Below are 17,723 nucleotides of genomic sequence, written 5' to 3' on the forward strand. Positions count from 1 at the left end.
GCTTGATTGATAACGGTGACAGAGCTAGACAATGCCTATGATGTCAGCCTTGCGACGCCAAGAACCGCCGCACCGCCTCGAAGAATTGCCGATCTTCCACACGCAAGCCGCCAGATCGATACACCGCCGACACCTGAAACGATGCCTCGCACTGCTCGATCGGCAGAAACCTGACGCCATCGCGCGGATTGCGGGCGATCTGGGATTTCGCGATGAAGCTGACCCCAAACCCCGACGCCACCAACGTCAGCATCCCAGGCACACTCGAAGCATATTGCGCAATAGTCGGCTCAATGATTTTCTCCGCTATTGCCGCACGCAGTTGGTCGCTGCCGCCATCATCGCTGTCGGGATGACAAACGATCAGGCTGCACTGCTTGAGATCGTTTCTGCTCAGCACTGACTTACTGGCCAACGGGTGTGCGGCTGGCACCACTGCCCACATCGGATCAGTCCAGAGCTTCTGAATGACCAGGTCCTCTTGGCGCAGATTGCCCACGGCAATACCGACGTCCAGCACGCCGTCGCGCAGGCTGCGGATAAGTGTGCCGTGCTCGTACTCGGTAATGTACAGATCAATGTCCTGCAAGGTTTCCCGCAGGTATGCGAGCAAGGCATCAAGTCGGGGGTGGGCCAAGCCGACCGTCATGCCAGACAGGCCGAGCCGTATCCGCTGCTGGACAGCCTGGGTCGCCTGTGACGCATTGCGCTGCACCTCCGCATAGGCATTGAGCACCCGTCGCGCATCAGGCAGCAAGCGCTTGGCGACCTCGGTAATCTGCGTACTGCGCTGGGTGCGCTTGAAAAGCAGCACGCCCCACTCAGCCTCCAGTCGCTTGATCGCCAAGGACAACAGCGGTTGCTGAATGTTGAGCCGCTCGGCGGCACGACGAAAGTGTTGTTCTTCTGCCAGCACTAGAAAGCACTGAAGGTATTTCATTCTCATAAACAACATCCCTCAATGCTTCAGCTTGAGTTGGCACCCCAGATAAGGTAAAAAATCATCAAAAGCACAAATCTCATCTAACACGAGACTAAAAACATGGAGAATAATATTCCTCCACCTTTCATAAAATATTCCCCTAAGTCAAATCAAGCTCATACAAGACATACCGGCGATTACTGAACAAACGTTTAAGTTTCACTGGCAATGCCTTTAAAACATCTAGTCGATGATTTTTAGATACTGCAATCAAGATCGAGCGTTCTGTTTTCACCAAGCCCTCTAGCTGCTCCGTCGAGACGACCATAGCTTGACCACGAGAATAAAATCTCGCAGAAAATGGCCGATTATCGATGTAGTACAATTTTTTCCCTACTTTCATTTCTTCAACAGCCGCATTGATCAAGGTCTTTTCAGTCTTAAGCCGATTGGGTTGAGTCAATGACACCATTCCCAACACAATAGAGGCAAGCGGCACCAAGCTCAGCGCTAGAATTAGGGCGAATTTACTGTATTTAGAAAGCGATTTATTCAGCCATGGCTGCGCAGTTCTGGCAAGAAGCAAGGCAACCGCAGGCAAACTAGGTAACACGTAGGTCCATAGAATATTCCCAGAAAACGTGAAAAAAACAGGTGCCGCGGGGGTGTCAGAAATTCCGTGTTCGAGGCGGGTTGAGCATTACATGGAACGGCGGATGAATCGATCCTCGTAGAGAATGGCGAATTGGTTCATGGCTTGCTTCCAGTCGTGAGCGGAACGGCTCCATTTTGCCGTGATATTACGCAGCGCCAGCCAGAGCAGTTTAGCGGCAGCCTCATCGTTGGGGAAATGCCCTCGGGTCTTGATGATTTTGCGCAGTTGCGAGTTGATGTTCTCGATGGCGTTGGTGGTGTAGATCACGCGGCGCACGGCCGGCGGGAAGGCGAAGAACGGAATCACCCGATCCCAGGCATTGCGCCATGCCGCGCTGACGGTTGGGAATTTCTGTCCCCAAGGGCCGTTGGCAAAAGCCTCCAATTCGGCCTGTGCGGCCTCGGCACTGATGGCGGTATAGATCGGCCGGATGGCAGCCGCCAGGGCTTTACGGTCTTTCCAGCTCGCATAATCCAGGCTGTTGCGGATCAGGTGAACGATGCAGGTTTGAAGCGTGGTGGCCGGGAAGACGGCGGCCAGCGCCTCGGGCATGCCTTTGAGGCCATCGGTGACGGCGATCAGGATGTCCTCTACGCCCCGGGTCTTCAGGTCGTTAAACACCTTCATCCAGAATTTGGCTCCTTCGGTGCCCTCGATCCACAGCCCCAGGATGTCACGGGTGCCGTCGGGCAGCACCGCCAGGGCCAGGTAGACGGCCTTGTTGCGTACGACGGCATCCTCGCGGATCTTGACCCGCAGGGCATCGAAAAAGACCACCGGATACACCGGCTCCAGCGGCCTAGCCTGCCAGGCGGCGACCTCGGCCATGACTTCGTCGGTAACGGAACTGATGAACTCCGGCGAGACCTCAGTGGCGTACTGCTCCAGCAGAAAGCCCTGGATCTCGCGCACCGTCATGCCCCTTGCATACATGGCGACGATCTTGTCGTCAAAGCCGGTGAAACGGCGTTCGTGTTTGGGGATCAGCAGCGGCTCGAAGCTGCCGTCGCGGTCGCGAGGCACCTCGATGCGGATCGGGCCGTCCTCGGTCAGGACCGTCTTGGCACCCTTGCCATTGCGCTGGTTGGTGACCGCCGCTGGCTTGGCGGCTCCGGCCGGGTAGCCCAGGTGATGGTTCATCTCACCGGCCAGGGCGCGCTCGATCAGCGCCTTCTTGAAGGCCAGCGATGCAGCATTGATGGCTTCGGCCGTCATCGGGCCGTTACCGAACGACTCCAGCAGTTCTGGGGCAATGGTCGGCAGCGTGGTCGCTTGGGTTCTTGGTTTGCGTGGCATAGACACTCCTTGGCGTCATGTTATGCCTCAAACACGAAATTACTGACAGGCCCGGTGCCGCCAAGGCCCATGCAGTCAAATAAGTTGTATTACCCTCCCGAAAAAAACTGCTAATTTCCTTTTTGCGCGATGTGATCAGAAAATATAGAAAAGCGACGAGCCCAACCAATCCCCAGGGCATGGACGCAAGGATAAACTCTATCCATATACTGCCCAAAGGCCTTTCATGAGCAGTGCCATAAAGGTCGCCGCTCCAACCACTGTCGACAAACCGTAGAAAATGCTCACCGACAATGAAGTACTGCAAGAACCCTGGCGTTTTGATCTCTGAGGCCATGTACCACGGCAAACTTAAAGCCAAGACAATCAGTGAGCCAGAAAACCAAGGAAAAACACTGATCCGACTGCGCCAATCATTTTGAAAGATCAGCCAAGGTACGATTGCCATCCCTATCAAAACCAGAACCAATGGACCTTTTGATAGCAGACCAATAACAATTCCGATGAAGAATCCATAGCGCCAAAATCGTGTGGGATGCACCGCAGAAATATGGAAAGCCAGCATCGAGAGCGTTACACCCAGCGCGAGGAAAGGATCTGTCAACACAGCTCCAGCACTTACAAGTGGCAGAAGCATCGTTGACAAGATAAGGCACCCTAACTGCGCCGTCCGTCTTCCAAAGTAGATATCGGCTGCTCGGTAAACAAGAGCCAACAGTATCACCATGGCGACAAAAGACGGGAGACGAACCGCTATCTCCGATACACCGAAAATTTTTATGCTAAGAGCCTGCGCCCAAAAGGAGAGCGGCCCCCGCTGCCAGACTAGTTGGAACCTCTACAGATGTTAGAGTTTGAATATCCAACCCGGGGCAGTGAGAAGGTTCCCATGAAGTATTCCCCTGAGCGCCGTGAGGCCATCCTGGCCAAGCTGGAGGCGCCCTACAACCGTACGGTCAGCGAGCTGGCGACCGAAGAAGGTATTTCGGCTGCTACGCTGTATAACTGGCGCAAACAAGCCCGTCGCACGGGTCGTTTGCTGCCGAACGCATCGCCGACCACGGAAGGCTGGAGCTCCCAGCAGAAGTTCAATGCTGTGCTGGAGACGGCCGCGCTGACTGAAGAGGAGTTGGCTGAATACTGTCGGCGTCGTGGTTTGTATCCCGAACAGATTCGCCGTTGGCGCGCCAGTTGTGAGCAGGCCAATGACCAGTCTGACCTGGCGGCAGAGCGGCAATCGGAATCGACCAAGGCCGAACGTAAACGGATTCGAGAGCTGGAACGGGAGCTGCGCCGCAAGGAGGCAGCGTTGGCTGAAACGGCAGCGCTACTGGTGCTGCGAAAAAAAGTTCAGGCGATCTGGGGGGACGAGGAAAAATGACCAATGCCATAGATCGCCGCCGAATTGTGGAATTGGTCAATGAAGCCGTGGCAAGCGGGGCTCGCCTGCGTAGCGTCTGTGCTGAGCTGGGGATCGGACAGAACACCTACCGGCGCTGGTCCGGTGGAGGTGAGGATAAACGGCCCCACGCCATACGACCGACCCCTTCCCATGCGCTGAGTCAAAAAGAACGTGAAGCGGTGTTGGACGTCTGCCACCAGCCGCAGTTCGCGAGCTTGCCCCCAGCGCAGATCGTGGCGCGACTACTGGATGATGAGCAGCGCTATCTGGCCTCGGAGTCGAGCTTCTACCGCATTCTGCATGCGGCGGGAGAACAGCGCCGGCGCGGTCGACAGGCGGCGCCTCGGCACAAGGGGCCACCCCGTCGCCATCGTGCCGACCATCCGAACGCCGTATGGAGTTGGGATGTGACGTATCTGCCCACACGGGTTCGCGGCCAGTTCCTCTATCTGTATCTGATCATCGATATCTACAGCCGCAAGATCGTGGGCCATGAAGTCTTTGAATCGGAAAACATGGCCAACAGCGCCCATGTCATTCAACGCGCCGTGCTACGTGAGCAATGCGCCCACCACCCCTTGGTATTACACGGCGATAACGGTTCGGCCATGAAAGGCTCGACCATCCATGCCAAGCTTGAAGAATTAGGCGTCACACCCTCGCACAGCCGTGCGCGCGTCTCGAACGATAACGCCTACTCTGAGTCCTTGTTTCGCACCTGCAAATATCATCCTACGTTCCCGGCGTCTGGCTTCGCAGACCTGGTTAACGCTCGTAAGTGGGTGGGGCAATTCGTGCATGGGTACAACGACCTTCATCGTCACAGCGAAATCCGTTACGTCACGCCTGCTCAGCGCCATGCCGGCCAGGATCACGCCATACTTGCGCGACGTCATGCGCTGTATCAGGTGGCTCGTGCTCAACACCCTGCGCGCTGGTCGGGGAACACCCGTAACTGGCAACCCATCGGTAGCGTCTGGCTGAATCCCGAGAAGGAAATATCATTTACCCAAGATCAGAAAGTATTAGAAGCCGCGTAACTCATGTTCCAACTACCTTGACAGACGCCGGCGGAGGCTTACCCCAGAACGGTATTCCTGGCTCAAACCAGGGAGTAATCCAATCCCCTGTCTCTGCCATAATCCTAGCTATTTCGGCGTAGCGTGGCTCTGACGTATCCATGAGTGGCATGACGATCATGCCAAACAGTCGCGCCAAGGCTATAACAGCCAGCGCACATATAAAACGGCGATTAGTAATAAGCAATGCCGCCCCCATTTCCTGCCGTGGGGTCGACAATGCTTTGCAAAGGTGACTCGATCACGTCTCGCACAACGTAAACCGGCCGCTGTTTCGCTTCTATGTATGTTTTTCCGACATACTCTCCAAGCAATCCTATGGTTAACAACTGGATGCCGCTCAAGAGAGTGATGGCAGCTATCATTGACGGATACCCAGGAACATCTTCACCAAAGAAAATTGTCTTGAAGATAATCCAAAATCCGAAAGAACCACCAAGGAGCGCCGCGAATGCACCAATGATGGTTGCACATCTTAAAGGCTTCGTCGAGAATGAGGTAATGCCCTCAAAGGCGAGCCCAAGCAAAGAAAGGTAATTCCATTTCGTCTTTCCTGCCGCCCGCCGTTCCCGATCATATTCAATAATGGTTGTTGGAAATCCAATCCAGGCATATAGCCCCTTCATGTACCTGCATCGCTCCCGCAATTGCAGCAAGGTATCAACGACTCGCCGGCTCATCAAACGAAAATCGCCAGTATCGGATGGGACTGCTGGTCTACTCAATCGGTTCAAAATACGATAAAACGCATACGCTGAAAGGCGCTTGAACCATCCCTCGCCATCGCGGAATCGCCGCCGCATTGCGACTATGTCCGCTCCGGCCTTCCACGCAGTCACCATATCTGGAATTAGCTCAGGGGGATCTTGCAGATCTGCATCCAGCACAATGACGGCATCACCTGAGGCGTGGGCAAGCCCAGCGCTCATGGCGGCCTCTTTTCCAAAATTTCTACTCAGCCGAATAATTTTCGTTTTAGTGCTTTCACGCGTAATATTGACAAGGGTGGCTACGCTATCGTCAGAGCTTCCATCATCAACGTAAAGTATTTCATATTGCTCCCCCATCACATTCAAAACGGAGCTTAACCTTGCGTGACAGTGCGGCAAAACCTCTTGTTCGTTCAAAAACGGGATTATTATTGATAACTTTACTGCGCCAGCATCGGGAGGCTCAGCTTTGCTACCAGTCTGGATCGTGCTCATAAAATATTGGGTCTAATAAAAAAACAATACTCTATAGACGTGAGCACGACAGCAGTCAGACTTCAAAATTACATATACGTAATGCTTTAAGAGACTTAAATTTCGTCATCCATAGCCTCCACAACTGTTTCATGGCCGTTCAACCCGAACCCACCATCATGGCAAGCTATTGTCAGAATATCCGCTTGTATATGAACGCTAACCACACGCTAGCTGCACAAAGGATCGATAACATGACCGCCGCGCTGCCTAAGTCTTTCGCACGGCCTAATCTGGCATCCCATTCTAGTGAGACAGAATCGGCAACAGCTTCAATCGCACTGTTGATCAGTTCTACAACCAACACCAAACACAAGACAAGAATCAACAATATGCACTGATAGAAGGTTTGCCCCACGACAAAGGATAGAGGTAATAGAAATGCGAATAATAAAAGTTCCTGGCGAAATGCCGCCTCATTCAAGAATGCCGCTTTAAGCCCAGACACCGAGTAAGAAAATGCATTGCCTATCCGCGCAATTCCACCATGACTCTTGAATGGGCTCTTCCTCTCAGAATTTCTCATTTTTACCCTTCTGACAATCTTCAAGATTCATAGTATTAGATATATATCTCACAGCGAAATATTTATCGATCAATTCATGGTATTCGTTTGCTATACGCTTCTCAACGTTGGAAGCGTATAGCTTCCTGTCCGATAAGCAAGATCAGGCCACAAAGCATGCGCCAATGCTTCACGGCGTAATTGCTCATCCAGGAGTACCGCAATCAAATCATTAGAAATTGTGTAGCGCCATTGTGTCGCAGGGCGGTTCGGCTCGAGAACGACCAATTGATCACCTTTGAGATAACCGAAGTTCTCGCCATACTGCATCAGCGCCCGCCCTCCTGCTTGTCGGTCTGTTAGATCATGACCAATCATCGGGTGCTCTGTCTCTATCCCCAACATGGACAAAAGAGTAACTGGCAAGTCAATTTGACTCACAATGCGTTTGTCCACGCGTGGTTTTACACCACCACCCAGAATCATCGCGGGAATGTGAAAATATTTTACCGGTACTAGCTGCTGACCGCCGACCCTTGCCTCATGATCTGCTACGACAAGAAATAGGGTGTTATCCCAATACGAACTGCGACGAGCCTGCTCGAAGAAGCGGCCAAGAGCCCAATCAGCATAGCGAACAGTATTCTCCACTGTTGCCGGCTCACCTTGCGGCAAGATACGGCCAGAGGGATACTCCCAAGGGGAGTGGTTGGAGACAGAAAAAGCCAAAGTAAAGGTCGGCTGCACAGATCGTTCGGAAAGTAGGGTGTGAAGACGATCAAACATATCCTCGTCACTCACCCCCCACGTTCCTACAAACTTAGGATGGCGAAATGTTTCGAGATCATGCAATTCCTCGAATCCGTTGCCAAGAAAGAAACCCTTCATGTTGTCGAAATGCGCCTCACCTCCATAAATAAAACGCGAGCGGTATCCTTGGTTTTTAAGCAGATGAGCCAAAGTGAAGAAGCGCGACTGCGCACCCGGCAACCTGAGTACGGCGTCCGAGAGTGAAGGAGGGAATCCGGCCACAAGCGCCTCAAGACCTCGCACCGAACGAGTACCTGTGGCATAGGCTCGTGTAAATGTCCAAGCTTCATCGCTTAACGCATCAAGGTTTGGAGTCAGAGGCAAACCGCCTAGATGGCCGGTGTATTTAGCACCTAAGCTTTCCTCGACAATTAGCACAATATGTCGGGGGGTAGGATCGCGATGTACAGTCACTGATCCATGCTTATGCAAGGTGGGAATCTGCGCCGAATCGATTGTCGGTGACATGAAGGCTTGCCGACGTATCAAGGCTATGACTTCTTGCTCAGGCAGTTCCCCGTAGGCATCTGCGGGTGATCTCTCATTCTTCATACTGTAGACGGCGTACGCCACGCTGTACAAAGAATTTAGGGCTAAAGCATTAAGCAGCGGATCGCTGCAAAATGCCACAGTTGACGGGTTGATAGGCCGATGACGTAGCGTACCTCGAATTGCCAGAGAAACCAGCAAGCTGCTAGCCAACAATATTCCGCTCTGCTCTATGAGCCCCGACGGCGAGAAACCTGGTCCCCAAGCTGTAAACAGGAAACGACCCATAACAGACAAAAAAAGCAGTCCTGCAACAACCAGAACCGCCACTGTCTTATAGCCTTTCCAGATCATGCCACAGACTTCTCTCGGATGCTTCAAATAATCTACATAAAGTCGATTCGGACGCGTATCATATTCAACAATAAACAGAGGAGTAGACAATTCAAGCAAGCAGATGAGTATCCAAGCCATCTGAAACCAAGCGCCAATGACCGCAGCAGCCACATTAGAGCCCGACAACCAGGGAGCCACAAGCACCGCAGGTGCTACACATATGGCAATCAGATGCGCGTCTATTCTTAGTCCACCCCTAAGTATGCTCCACATCCCCTGTGACTCGTTAACCCGTCGCCATTGCCAAACAACTAAGCCGAATCGGCCTAATGACAATAGAGAAAAGGACGCTAGAATAAATGCAAAAATTTGCGAATACATGTCCACATCAAAGAGAATGAACTACATACTCTTAAGACGAAACCACCTTCGCCACTGCGAATCTAAAAATGCGCAGAATATGGAGCCCTAATTACAAGGAATAAGGGCGCTACTTTATTTTTTTATCTACGACACGAACCGGACTTTAGGATTACATTTACGAAAGCTTAGGAAGGATGAACCTTCCTAAGCTTTCAGTTTCTATACCGCTGACTCAACGAGCTCTTGAACTTTTTCATCTTTGCGATGAGCAAGACGGTACAGCGCGGGGAGAACCAATAGAGTCAGGATGGTAGAGGAAATAATTCCACCAATCACCACCGTGGCCAGTGGTCGCTGTACCTCTGCGCCGGTGCCAGTGGCAATCGCCATGGGAATAAATCCCAAGGAAGCCACCAGTGCAGTCATTAGAACCGGACGCAGTCGGGTCAACGCTCCCTCCCTCACTGCAGCATCCAAGGACCTGCCTTCGTCCCGTAAAGAACGGATAAATGACAACAACACTAGACCATTGAGCACTGCCACGCCGCACAGCGCAATGAATCCAACTGCAGCAGTAATGGACAAGGGAATTCCTCTCAACCACAAGGAAAGAATGCCTCCTGTCAAAGCAAATGGAATTCCAGTGAATACAAGCAGACCATCTTTAATGTTGCCAAACACAGCAAAGAGCAGTACAAAAACAAGCAACAAGGCAGCAGGTACAACGATTTGAAGTCTCTTAGTCGCGGACTCAAGCTGTTCGAAAGTACCTCCCCAAGCAGTCCAGTAACCAGCCGGTATCTGCACCTTCTCCGCAATAACCTCTTCCGCTTCGTTCACGAAAGAACCAAGATCGCGCCCGCGCACGTTGGCACTGACTACGATGCGACGCTTTCCATCCTCACGAGAAACCTGATTGGGTCCAGGGGCAAGATTGAACGTTGCAAGCTCTGACAAGGGAATATATGCACTTTGTAACTGATCCTCCGCTCTCGGCAATGCAACTGGAATATTTTTGAGCGCATCAATGTTTTCTCTGACTTGCTCGGGTAGCCGCACCACTATATCGAAGCGTCGATCACCCTGAAAAAAGGTACCTGCCTGGCGGCCGCCTGCGGCAGTTGCCAGCGTGTCCTGCACATCGGTAACACTTAGACCATAACGTGCTACTTTGACTCTATCGATTGATACTGTCAGTACGGGTAGACCTGTTGTCTGCTCGACCTTAACTTCAGACGCGCCTTCAATCATCTGGAGAGCCTCGGCCACTTCGGCTGCGGTCCTGTTCAACACCTCATTGTCGTCACCAAAAATTTTGACGGCAACGTCACTGCGCACCCCAGAAATCAGCTCATTGAATCTCAACTGAATTGGCTGAGAAAATTCATAATTGTTTCCTGGAAGTTTCAATACCTCTTCACGAACTAACTCAAGCAATTGAGCATGGCTCTTGCGGGGAGTTGGCCACTCGTCGATTGGCTTAAGCATGATATAGCCATCAGAAATATTTGGCGGCATTGGGTCAGACGCAATTTCAGCTGTGCCGGTACGAGCAAAAACACGCTCGATTTCAGGGAATTTTTCTTTAAGCCGAACCTCAATTTGTTTTTGCATGTTAACTGATTGAGTTAAACTGGTTCCCGGAATTCGCAAGGCTTGGATCGCCATGTCCCCTTCATTCAGATTGGGAATAAATTCACTCCCCAACCTCGATGCAATGAATCCGCAGATCAAGAGAAATGCTATCGCTCCACCCAGCAAAACAGGTGTACGATGCAGCGCAAAATCAAGTAGAGGTTCATAGCGACGTCGCGCCCATGTCATTATCCGTATTTCTTTTTCAGAAATTTTCTTTCCCATGAACATCGCAACCGCAGCTGGCACAAAGGTGACAGACAGGATCATTGCGCCAAGCAAGGCCATTACCACGGTCAATGCCATGGGGTGGAACATCCGGCCTTCGACACCACTGAGCGCGAAGATTGGCAGGTACACGACCATAATGATGAGTTGACCATACAGCAAAGGTCTACGAGCTTCGCGTGCTGCCGCAAATACTTCCTGAAAGCGTTCGCTTTTGGTCAATGGACGACTATACCGCTCCTGAGCATGACTGAGACGTCGCACGCAGTTTTCGACGATCACAACAGCCCCATCCACGATGATGCCAAAGTCTAATGCCCCAAGACTCATCAGATTTGCACTGACTTTATAGCTCACCATCCCAGTAAACGTGAACAACATGGACAGCGGTATGACCATCGCTGTGATAAGTGCTGCACGTAAATTGCCGAGAAAAATGAACAGGATCACGATGACTAGCGCCGCGCCTTCCAGCAAATTTTTCTTGACCGTCGCAATTGCCTTATCCACGAGGTTTGTACGATCATAGACAGTGATAGCTGAGACACCTTCCGGAAGTGTCTTGTTGATTTCCTCCAGCCTACTCGAAACCGCTTGAGAAACATTTCGGCTATTTTCTCCAATTAACATGAAGGCGGTGCCGAGCACAACTTCTCTACCGTTATCTGTAGCTGCACCTGTACGTAATTCTCGACCTATTGACACCTCAGCCACATCCCGCACACGGATCGCCTGCCCATCAACGGTCTTTAGTAATGTGTTTTCAATATCGGATATTGACTTCACTTGGCCAGGCGCACGAATAAGGTATTGTTCACCTTTTCGCTCGATATAACCAGCACCAACATTACTATTATTTCGATCGATAGCGGTTAGGATATCTGCCAACGACAGACCATATGACGAAAGTCGTTCAGTATCTGGCGCCACGAGATACTCCTTAGCGTAGCCGCCAATAGTATTAATCTCCGTTACCCCTCGCACATTGCGCAACTGAGGCTTAATTACCCAATCTTGCAGTTCCCGCAAATCGGTCAACGTATAAGGCTTGCCATCAGGTTTCTTTGCATCTGGTTCGGCCTCAACCGTCCATAGGAAGATTTCTCCTAGTCCCGTCGAAATCGGTCCCATAATAGGTGTGATGCCTTCTGGCAAACTCTCTTTAGCTTCCTGCAACCGCTGATTTACTAATTGGCGAGCAAAATAGATATCAGTGCCATCCTCGAATACGACCGTCGTCTGGGAAAGTCCGTACCGCGAGAGGGAGCGGGTTTGCTGCAGCCCCGGTAGGCCAGCCATCACCGTTTCGATTGGGTAAGTAATTCGCTGTTCAGTTTCAAGTGGCGAATAGCCAGGTGCGCTGGCGTTAATCTGAACCTGAACGTTGGTTATGTCGGGAACAGCATCGATAGCAAGGCGGGAATAATTGAAAACTCCGAGCGCGGCCACTCCCAGCGTAGCGAGGAAAACCAGCCACCGTTGCTCAACTACGAACTGAATAAGTCGATCAAACATGTCACGCCCCGTTCAATGAGCGTGATCGGCCGAAGCCTTACCGAGCTCGGACTTCAACACGAAGGCATTAGCTGTCACATAGCGCATACCTGGCTTCAAACCAGTCAGAATCTCAGTGCTATCAGATGACGCCTTACCAAGTTTTACCGGCTGAGCAAGAAATCCACCAGGCACCTCAACAAAAACGATTGACTCCTCATCTATGGTCTGGATAGCTTCATTGCCGACTGCCAAAGAGACATTGCTGCTCTCCACTACTACTTCGACCGTCACAAATAAGCCAGGACGCCAGGCCATGTCAGGGTTCTTCAGTACGACACGCGCAGTAGCCGCGCGGGTTTGCTGCCCGACCAAGGACCCGATGTATGAAACTCGGCCTGCAGCTTCTCCGGCAAATGAAGTGGAACTTACACGGGCACTTTCACCGACTTTAACCAACTGAATATCTTTTGGCGCTATGACAAACTCTGCCCATACGGAGCTCAAGTCGGATATAGTAAAAACACTCTCTGAATCCGAAGGCGCTTCACCCAAAGCGATATCTTTCTCGACAATTACTCCATCGAAGGGAGCACGAATCTCGATAAGACTGAGTTCTTTAGATGACGGCTGCGCACCGATAGCCAAAAGTTTCTGAGCGGCGTTCTGAACTGCGATATCAGCTTCCTGCAAAGCTGTCCTGGCCTGCTGATAGTCCTGTTGAGCGGAAACCTGCTCTTTCCATAGTTTCTGCTCGCGACGATACGCTGCGGCTACCAGCTCACGGCGTCTGCTCGCTGCCAACCACTCACTACGTAAGTCAGCAACCACAGAACTAGACAGCGTAGCAAGCACATCCCCCTTTTTGACTGTTTGGCCTAGATCAGCCGATACTTGCTGCACGACACCGGAAACGCGCGGCACAATACGAGCGGTCCAGTCTGCATTGAATTTTATTTCACCTGGAAAACGCACACGATTTTCCAGATTGGCCGATCCAACTTCGCTAATCTCTAATCCGGCCCCAACGATTTGCTCCTTACTCAAGGAAATCAAACCCTCCTCTTTGTGCATGCTTACTTTGAGAGGCTCTTGGCGACCCTCCCATGAAACTTCAACATCTACCTCAAAGAAGTGAGGTTCTGAGATTGGTTCCGTACTTTTCAAGTATTCTCCGACAGCCTGCATCCTTATTGTCTGCACTTCTCCCCCAGGTCGCGTCAGGACAGCTTTTGCTGAAACGTCATTTACACGAACAGGTTTCCCCCCTGAAGACACCCAGAGCACGAGATGCGCTTCCCCGCCCTCTTCTACCAAGTTAACCTCTAGGGTATCGTCGTCGTCTTGTGCCAGTTGCCCACCATTGGGGCCCGTAATACCAGATTCATGCTCGGACAAACTATGATCATCTTGGGTTGACGCCGACATGGCAGGTATGGATATAAACAACATGGATGCCAGCGCAAGTGCGATGAGAAGAATATTGTGTTTATGGAGTCGGCTAAAGTTCATTTTCTTACTCATCGGCTAATAAGTCGGTCAATATCTGCACGGGCTTGAAATGCCTGTGATAGCGTCATCAAGTAGGCAGTGCTACTGGCGGACAGCGCACGTTGCGCGTCCAAAACCTCTAGATAGCCAAACTTCCCTGCTTCAAGCCCTTTTCGAGCAGCTTCATATGCTTTTCTAGAATTGGGGAGTACTGATTCGACATAGTCTCGTGCCGCTGATTCGGCAACATCGTAGCGGGATACAGCACGCAGTAAGTCAGCCGTCAAACGCGTCTGCATTTCTCTGTAGTTGTCCTGCGCCTGGTAGGATTGCATTTTTGCAGCATATACATTGCCTTGGTTTCTATCGAACAAAGGCAACGGAATAGAAACGCCGATCTGAACCTTGTTTCGTCCTACCTCGTTATCTCTTGACACCCCGCCTGTCAACGTGATATCGGGATACCGTTTACTCTTCTCAACTTCCAGCTCTGCTGCACTGGCCTCAACCGCCAGCTTTCCCGCAACAAAGCGAGTCGACGTCTGTAAGCTTGCTTTTAATTCATCCAACGTGGGGCGAGGCGGCAGATCTTTGATGCAGGCCTGGACCGAATCAAAAGTGACGTTCGACTCTCCCATCAACAAAGCCAGCTCATGCTTGGCGGCGATCAGATCACTCTCTGCCTGACGAAGTTCCATACGCGCGTTGGTCAATTCAACTTCCGCACGATTGCGCACTAACGGGGCAACCTTCCCCGACTCGACTCGCTTGATTGCTATGCGCAGTGCATTCTGTGCAATCTCTTGCATTTCCAGGCTGACTCGCACCAGTTCCTGAGCAACAGCAACGTCGAAAAATCGCGCGGTAACTGCAGCTCGTACATCAGCCTTCGCAATTTCATACTTCCGGCCAGCCACCTCGCTGTTCAGTCGCGCCGCCGATTTTCTTGCCGCACGTTTGCCGCCCAACTCAATCGGTATACTCAAGGCGGTAGTAGTCGTTCGGGTTGATCGTTGTTGATCCTCCACGCTAACCTCAAGAATCGGATTGGGTAGAAGACCTGCTTGGTCGGCCAGCCCCCGAGTAGCCTCAAACCCATAACGCGAAGCTGATAACTGTGGATTCACCTCAAGAGCCACAGCAACTGCGTCTTTCAAACTTAATATTTTCTGGGAGTTAGCTCGTTTTTCTGCTATTTTTTCGTTGGCGGGCTGAGCCCCAAGTTGGGGAAGCAACAAAACATTCGCAGCAAGTAGCAATATTGTTAATGCTTTTAAGCGCATAGGAAGTAGCAAGCCGGAAGAATTTAAACAGCCACTAAGTTGCCGAACACACGAAAAGCAGACTTCGTGATGGATCTCACGGCACAGTGACACGACAAGCCTCACTTTACTCAACTGATAGCGTCACAATCGCGACCCAAAAATGACAATTCGGCAATCCTCGCGAAACCAAACAATCAATTACACACTTATCATTTATATCGGACACTCGTTGAAATCCAGCCCCGCTGACTCTGGTGCTATTTAAAAACCCATAATTTTCCCAAAAAAAATGAAATAAATGCCGGAAAAATTGCCGAAAGAACAATGGCATATTGATAATAAACAGGCCATTTACTTCCTACGATTGCTATAAGTTGCCCCACAAGAAAACCGAACATTGATGCAACGAAAAAACGCCAAAATACACTCAACCCGACCTTAGAGGAATGCACAAAAGTTAAATAGCAATGCCCAAAGAAAGAAACAAACACAGCAAAAGACCAGCCAATTAATATTGACAAGTTCAAATTTAGCCCAGAATATTTGTATACTAAGGATGCGACGAACCAATGAATAATAGTTGCTAGACCGCCAATTAAAGAAAAACGCAATAACTGAAAAATTATACGCCGATCATACCTTCTATGAAGAGTTGAAATCATCATTGACCACGAAAACGATAACCAACGCAATATTGACCTGAAGCCCAGAAGAACACCAGCCTATTAATATGATATTTTCATAACAAAAAAGTAATTTTGATGTTCGCAATCTGTATTGATCGCTTCTCTATAATTCTTCACATGCACTACGAATCATAAGGAACAAACCAGTAAATTCACTTTCACTGCCTTAGTTCGTTAGACTAGTTTCCGTAGACGAGAGCCAACCTCCGCGATGGGAGTGGTTAACGTCGCCGGGCACAGCAAGAAATTGCTGTGCCCGGTTTTTTTTGGGCGTTACATCAAGGCAAATTATTATTTAAACGATATCGCCTACCAACTGAACGCCTGATGTGAACTCACAGCATATCGACGGTAGAGTAGTACAGAGCTCACCCGCCTCAGCACTTGCTAACAAGGACACGTACGAATGGCTGTCACAGTACGAGTCGGAAGACCTGGTGCATGCGCAGGACCACGCCACGCGCTGGATATGGTCCTACAATCACGAACGCCGGAATATGGCATTGGGAGGGTTCACACCAAAGCAGCGGCTGAGCATGTCCGCATCAGTTCTACTTCTGCTGCCCAGTAAGAACGGAGGCATTACCGATATACAAACACCCAGAACATCATGGTACGCGCACTCCCCCTTTATCAAGAGTATGCGCGCACCAAAAGATGTCACAACATCGCTACAGCGCTAGAGCGCTAGAGCGTTACTAAAAGCTATGACGCAAACCAACACCAAACGACTGGGTTTTATTTCCAGCGACTAATGCAATATTCTTACCATAGGTTCCTAAGACATACGCCGACGTTCTAGACGAGAGCTTATGACTATATGCCAAGCTTATGATCTGTTGCGTTGCCAGATTCCTACCAAGATAAGCAACTCCATTCTTACGCGGAGACACCCCCCCCCAACCGGCAAGAATTTTTCCACCTGTTCCTGTTGGAATGCTCACCCCTACGCTATATGAATATGCGCGAAATCCATCATTGAAAGCTTTGATACTTCCAATTGATAGATCAGAATTTCTCAGTTGAGAAGGCGTACCAAACCATCCATCATTGGTAATACCAAACCCAAGGTGAACTTTCAATACCTCGAAATCATAACTAGAGGCAAGATTCCATGATTTCGCTGTAGTTCCGGAATTGTTACCCGCATCCTTCAATTGATCATATGTGACAACAGCCGATAGCGGACCCGATTCATAACGCACACCTGCAGTAAGAGCACGAACATTTTGATTTGAATTCCCATCTACTGTATACCGCTGCTCACCATCAGCATTAAAAGAGTATCCCAATCCAAATTGAAATCCTGACAATTTTGCTGATTTATACTGTATTTGATTATCGTAGCGTACTTCCGCCACACTGAATGTTCCGGCGGATCTTGCTTGATTAAAATTATTTCCAAATGGTGTTGCCACACTAGTCAACCAATGATACCCGATATTTCCTTGACGACCGAAGGCTAGCTCACCTATAGATTCAGATTTTAAAGCAAGCGTAGCTTGCCTTCCGTAAAGCCTACCGCTTTGCCCTTGTTTTCCATCTGCTAGACTAAACCCCCCTTCGAGATTAAAAGCCGCGGAAAGCCCATCTCCGAGATTTTCAACACCACGAATCCCCCAGCGATTACTTGATTGCCCACCATCCCACATACCACTCCTAGATGCCTTGCCACTTTCACTCTCAAACCGAGTATACCCACCCCCCCCATCTACCAAGCCATACAGCGTAAGCGATTCGTTTGCCTCCCCCGCTGCCAGACTAGTTGGAACCTCTACAGATGTTAGAGTTTGAATATCCAACCCGGGGCAGTGAGAAGGTTC

Annotated in this window: 12 protein-coding genes and 2 pseudogenes; 2 read left to right on the top strand and 12 right to left on the bottom strand. The window is 50.6% G+C overall.

Annotated elements, in window-relative coordinates:
• Positions 1–43: 43 nt before the first annotated feature.
• The 4 genes from ACSBPU_RS18845 to ACSBPU_RS18860 form a co-directional block, all read right to left on the bottom strand.
• Complete coding sequence (locus tag ACSBPU_RS18845; RefSeq protein WP_442593331.1) at positions 44–946, bottom strand: LysR family transcriptional regulator; 903 nt, start codon at positions 944–946, stop codon at positions 44–46.
• Between the two features lie 136 nt (positions 947–1,082).
• Positions 1,083–1,535 (bottom strand): hypothetical protein, encoded by a 453-nt coding sequence (locus tag ACSBPU_RS18850; RefSeq protein ID WP_442593332.1) that lies wholly within the window; start codon positions 1,533–1,535, stop codon positions 1,083–1,085.
• An 87-nt stretch (positions 1,536–1,622) separates the two neighbouring features.
• Positions 1,623–2,873, bottom strand: a complete 1,251-nt coding sequence (locus tag ACSBPU_RS18855) for an IS256 family transposase (protein ID WP_442593333.1) — start codon at positions 2,871–2,873, stop codon at positions 1,623–1,625.
• Positions 2,800–3,654: an ArnT family glycosyltransferase gene (locus ACSBPU_RS18860; RefSeq protein ID WP_442598423.1), complete on the bottom strand. Its 855-nt coding sequence runs from the start codon at positions 3,652–3,654 to the stop codon at positions 2,800–2,802. The genes ACSBPU_RS18855 and ACSBPU_RS18860 overlap by 74 nt, the downstream gene beginning before the upstream one ends.
• Positions 3,655–3,762: 108 nt before the next feature.
• Between ACSBPU_RS18860 and ACSBPU_RS18865 the strand changes: the two are divergent.
• Positions 3,763–5,315, top strand: a pseudogene (locus ACSBPU_RS18865) (IS3 family transposase).
• A 212-nt stretch (positions 5,316–5,527) separates the two neighbouring features.
• Here the strand turns inward: ACSBPU_RS18865 and ACSBPU_RS18870 are convergent.
• From ACSBPU_RS18870 to ACSBPU_RS18900, 7 genes are all read right to left on the bottom strand, one after another.
• The gene (locus ACSBPU_RS18870) at positions 5,528–6,559 is read right to left on the bottom strand and encodes a glycosyltransferase family 2 protein (protein ID WP_442593334.1); all 1,032 of its coding nucleotides are present in this window, start codon (positions 6,557–6,559) and stop codon (positions 5,528–5,530) included.
• 172 nt (positions 6,560–6,731) lie between these two features.
• Entirely contained in the window at positions 6,732–7,124 is a 393-nt protein-coding gene (locus tag ACSBPU_RS18875; protein WP_442593335.1) for a diacylglycerol kinase, read from the bottom strand.
• 90 nt (positions 7,125–7,214) lie between these two features.
• Positions 7,215–9,119, bottom strand: coding sequence for an LTA synthase family protein (locus ACSBPU_RS18880; protein WP_442593336.1), 1,905 nt, complete (start codon positions 9,117–9,119; stop codon positions 7,215–7,217).
• 201 nt (positions 9,120–9,320) lie between these two features.
• Positions 9,321–12,479 carry a CusA/CzcA family heavy metal efflux RND transporter gene (locus ACSBPU_RS18885; RefSeq protein WP_442593337.1) on the bottom strand — a complete coding sequence of 1,053 codons (3,159 nt, stop codon included), beginning with the start codon at positions 12,477–12,479 and terminating at the stop codon, positions 9,321–9,323.
• Between the two features lie 12 nt (positions 12,480–12,491).
• The gene (locus ACSBPU_RS18890; protein WP_442593338.1) at positions 12,492–13,970 is read right to left on the bottom strand and encodes an efflux RND transporter periplasmic adaptor subunit; all 1,479 of its coding nucleotides are present in this window, start codon (positions 13,968–13,970) and stop codon (positions 12,492–12,494) included.
• An 8-nt stretch (positions 13,971–13,978) separates the two neighbouring features.
• Complete coding sequence (locus ACSBPU_RS18895; protein WP_442593339.1) at positions 13,979–15,232, bottom strand: TolC family protein; 1,254 nt, start codon at positions 15,230–15,232, stop codon at positions 13,979–13,981.
• A 239-nt stretch (positions 15,233–15,471) separates the two neighbouring features.
• Positions 15,472–15,879, bottom strand: a complete 408-nt coding sequence (locus tag ACSBPU_RS18900) for a GtrA family protein (RefSeq protein ID WP_442593340.1) — start codon at positions 15,877–15,879, stop codon at positions 15,472–15,474.
• Positions 15,880–16,301: 422 nt separating this feature from the next.
• On the opposite strand from ACSBPU_RS18900, the pseudogene ACSBPU_RS18905 reads away from it, so the two are divergent.
• A pseudogene (locus tag ACSBPU_RS18905) lies at positions 16,302–16,445 on the top strand (integrase core domain-containing protein); the annotation flags it as partial.
• 153 nt (positions 16,446–16,598) lie between these two features.
• Here the strand turns inward: ACSBPU_RS18905 and ACSBPU_RS18910 are convergent.
• Positions 16,599–17,702 (bottom strand): porin, encoded by a 1,104-nt coding sequence (locus ACSBPU_RS18910; RefSeq protein ID WP_442593341.1) that lies wholly within the window; start codon positions 17,700–17,702, stop codon positions 16,599–16,601.
• Between the last annotated feature and the right edge of the window lie 21 nt (positions 17,703–17,723).

The organism is Parapusillimonas sp. JC17 (genome assembly GCF_052180245.1).
Taxonomy (GTDB): Bacteria; Pseudomonadota; Gammaproteobacteria; order Burkholderiales; family Burkholderiaceae_B; genus Parapusillimonas.

Coding starts and splice junctions, on each gene's coding strand:
- ACSBPU_RS18880 (WP_442593336.1), bottom strand. CDS start 9,119: ATGTATTCGCAAATTTTTGCATTTATTCTAGCGTCCTTTTCTCTATTG.
- ACSBPU_RS18895 (WP_442593339.1), bottom strand. CDS start 15,232: ATGCGCTTAAAAGCATTAACAATATTGCTACTTGCTGCGAATGTTTTG.
- ACSBPU_RS18870 (WP_442593334.1), bottom strand. CDS start 6,559: ATGAGCACGATCCAGACTGGTAGCAAAGCTGAGCCTCCCGATGCTGGC.
- ACSBPU_RS18845 (WP_442593331.1), bottom strand. CDS start 946: ATGAGAATGAAATACCTTCAGTGCTTTCTAGTGCTGGCAGAAGAACAA.
- ACSBPU_RS18890 (WP_442593338.1), bottom strand. CDS start 13,970: ATGAACTTTAGCCGACTCCATAAACACAATATTCTTCTCATCGCACTT.
- ACSBPU_RS18875 (WP_442593335.1), bottom strand. CDS start 7,124: ATGAGAAATTCTGAGAGGAAGAGCCCATTCAAGAGTCATGGTGGAATT.
- ACSBPU_RS18900 (WP_442593340.1), bottom strand. CDS start 15,879: ATGATGATTTCAACTCTTCATAGAAGGTATGATCGGCGTATAATTTTT.
- ACSBPU_RS18855 (WP_442593333.1), bottom strand. CDS start 2,873: ATGCCACGCAAACCAAGAACCCAAGCGACCACGCTGCCGACCATTGCC.
- ACSBPU_RS18885 (WP_442593337.1), bottom strand. CDS start 12,479: ATGTTTGATCGACTTATTCAGTTCGTAGTTGAGCAACGGTGGCTGGTT.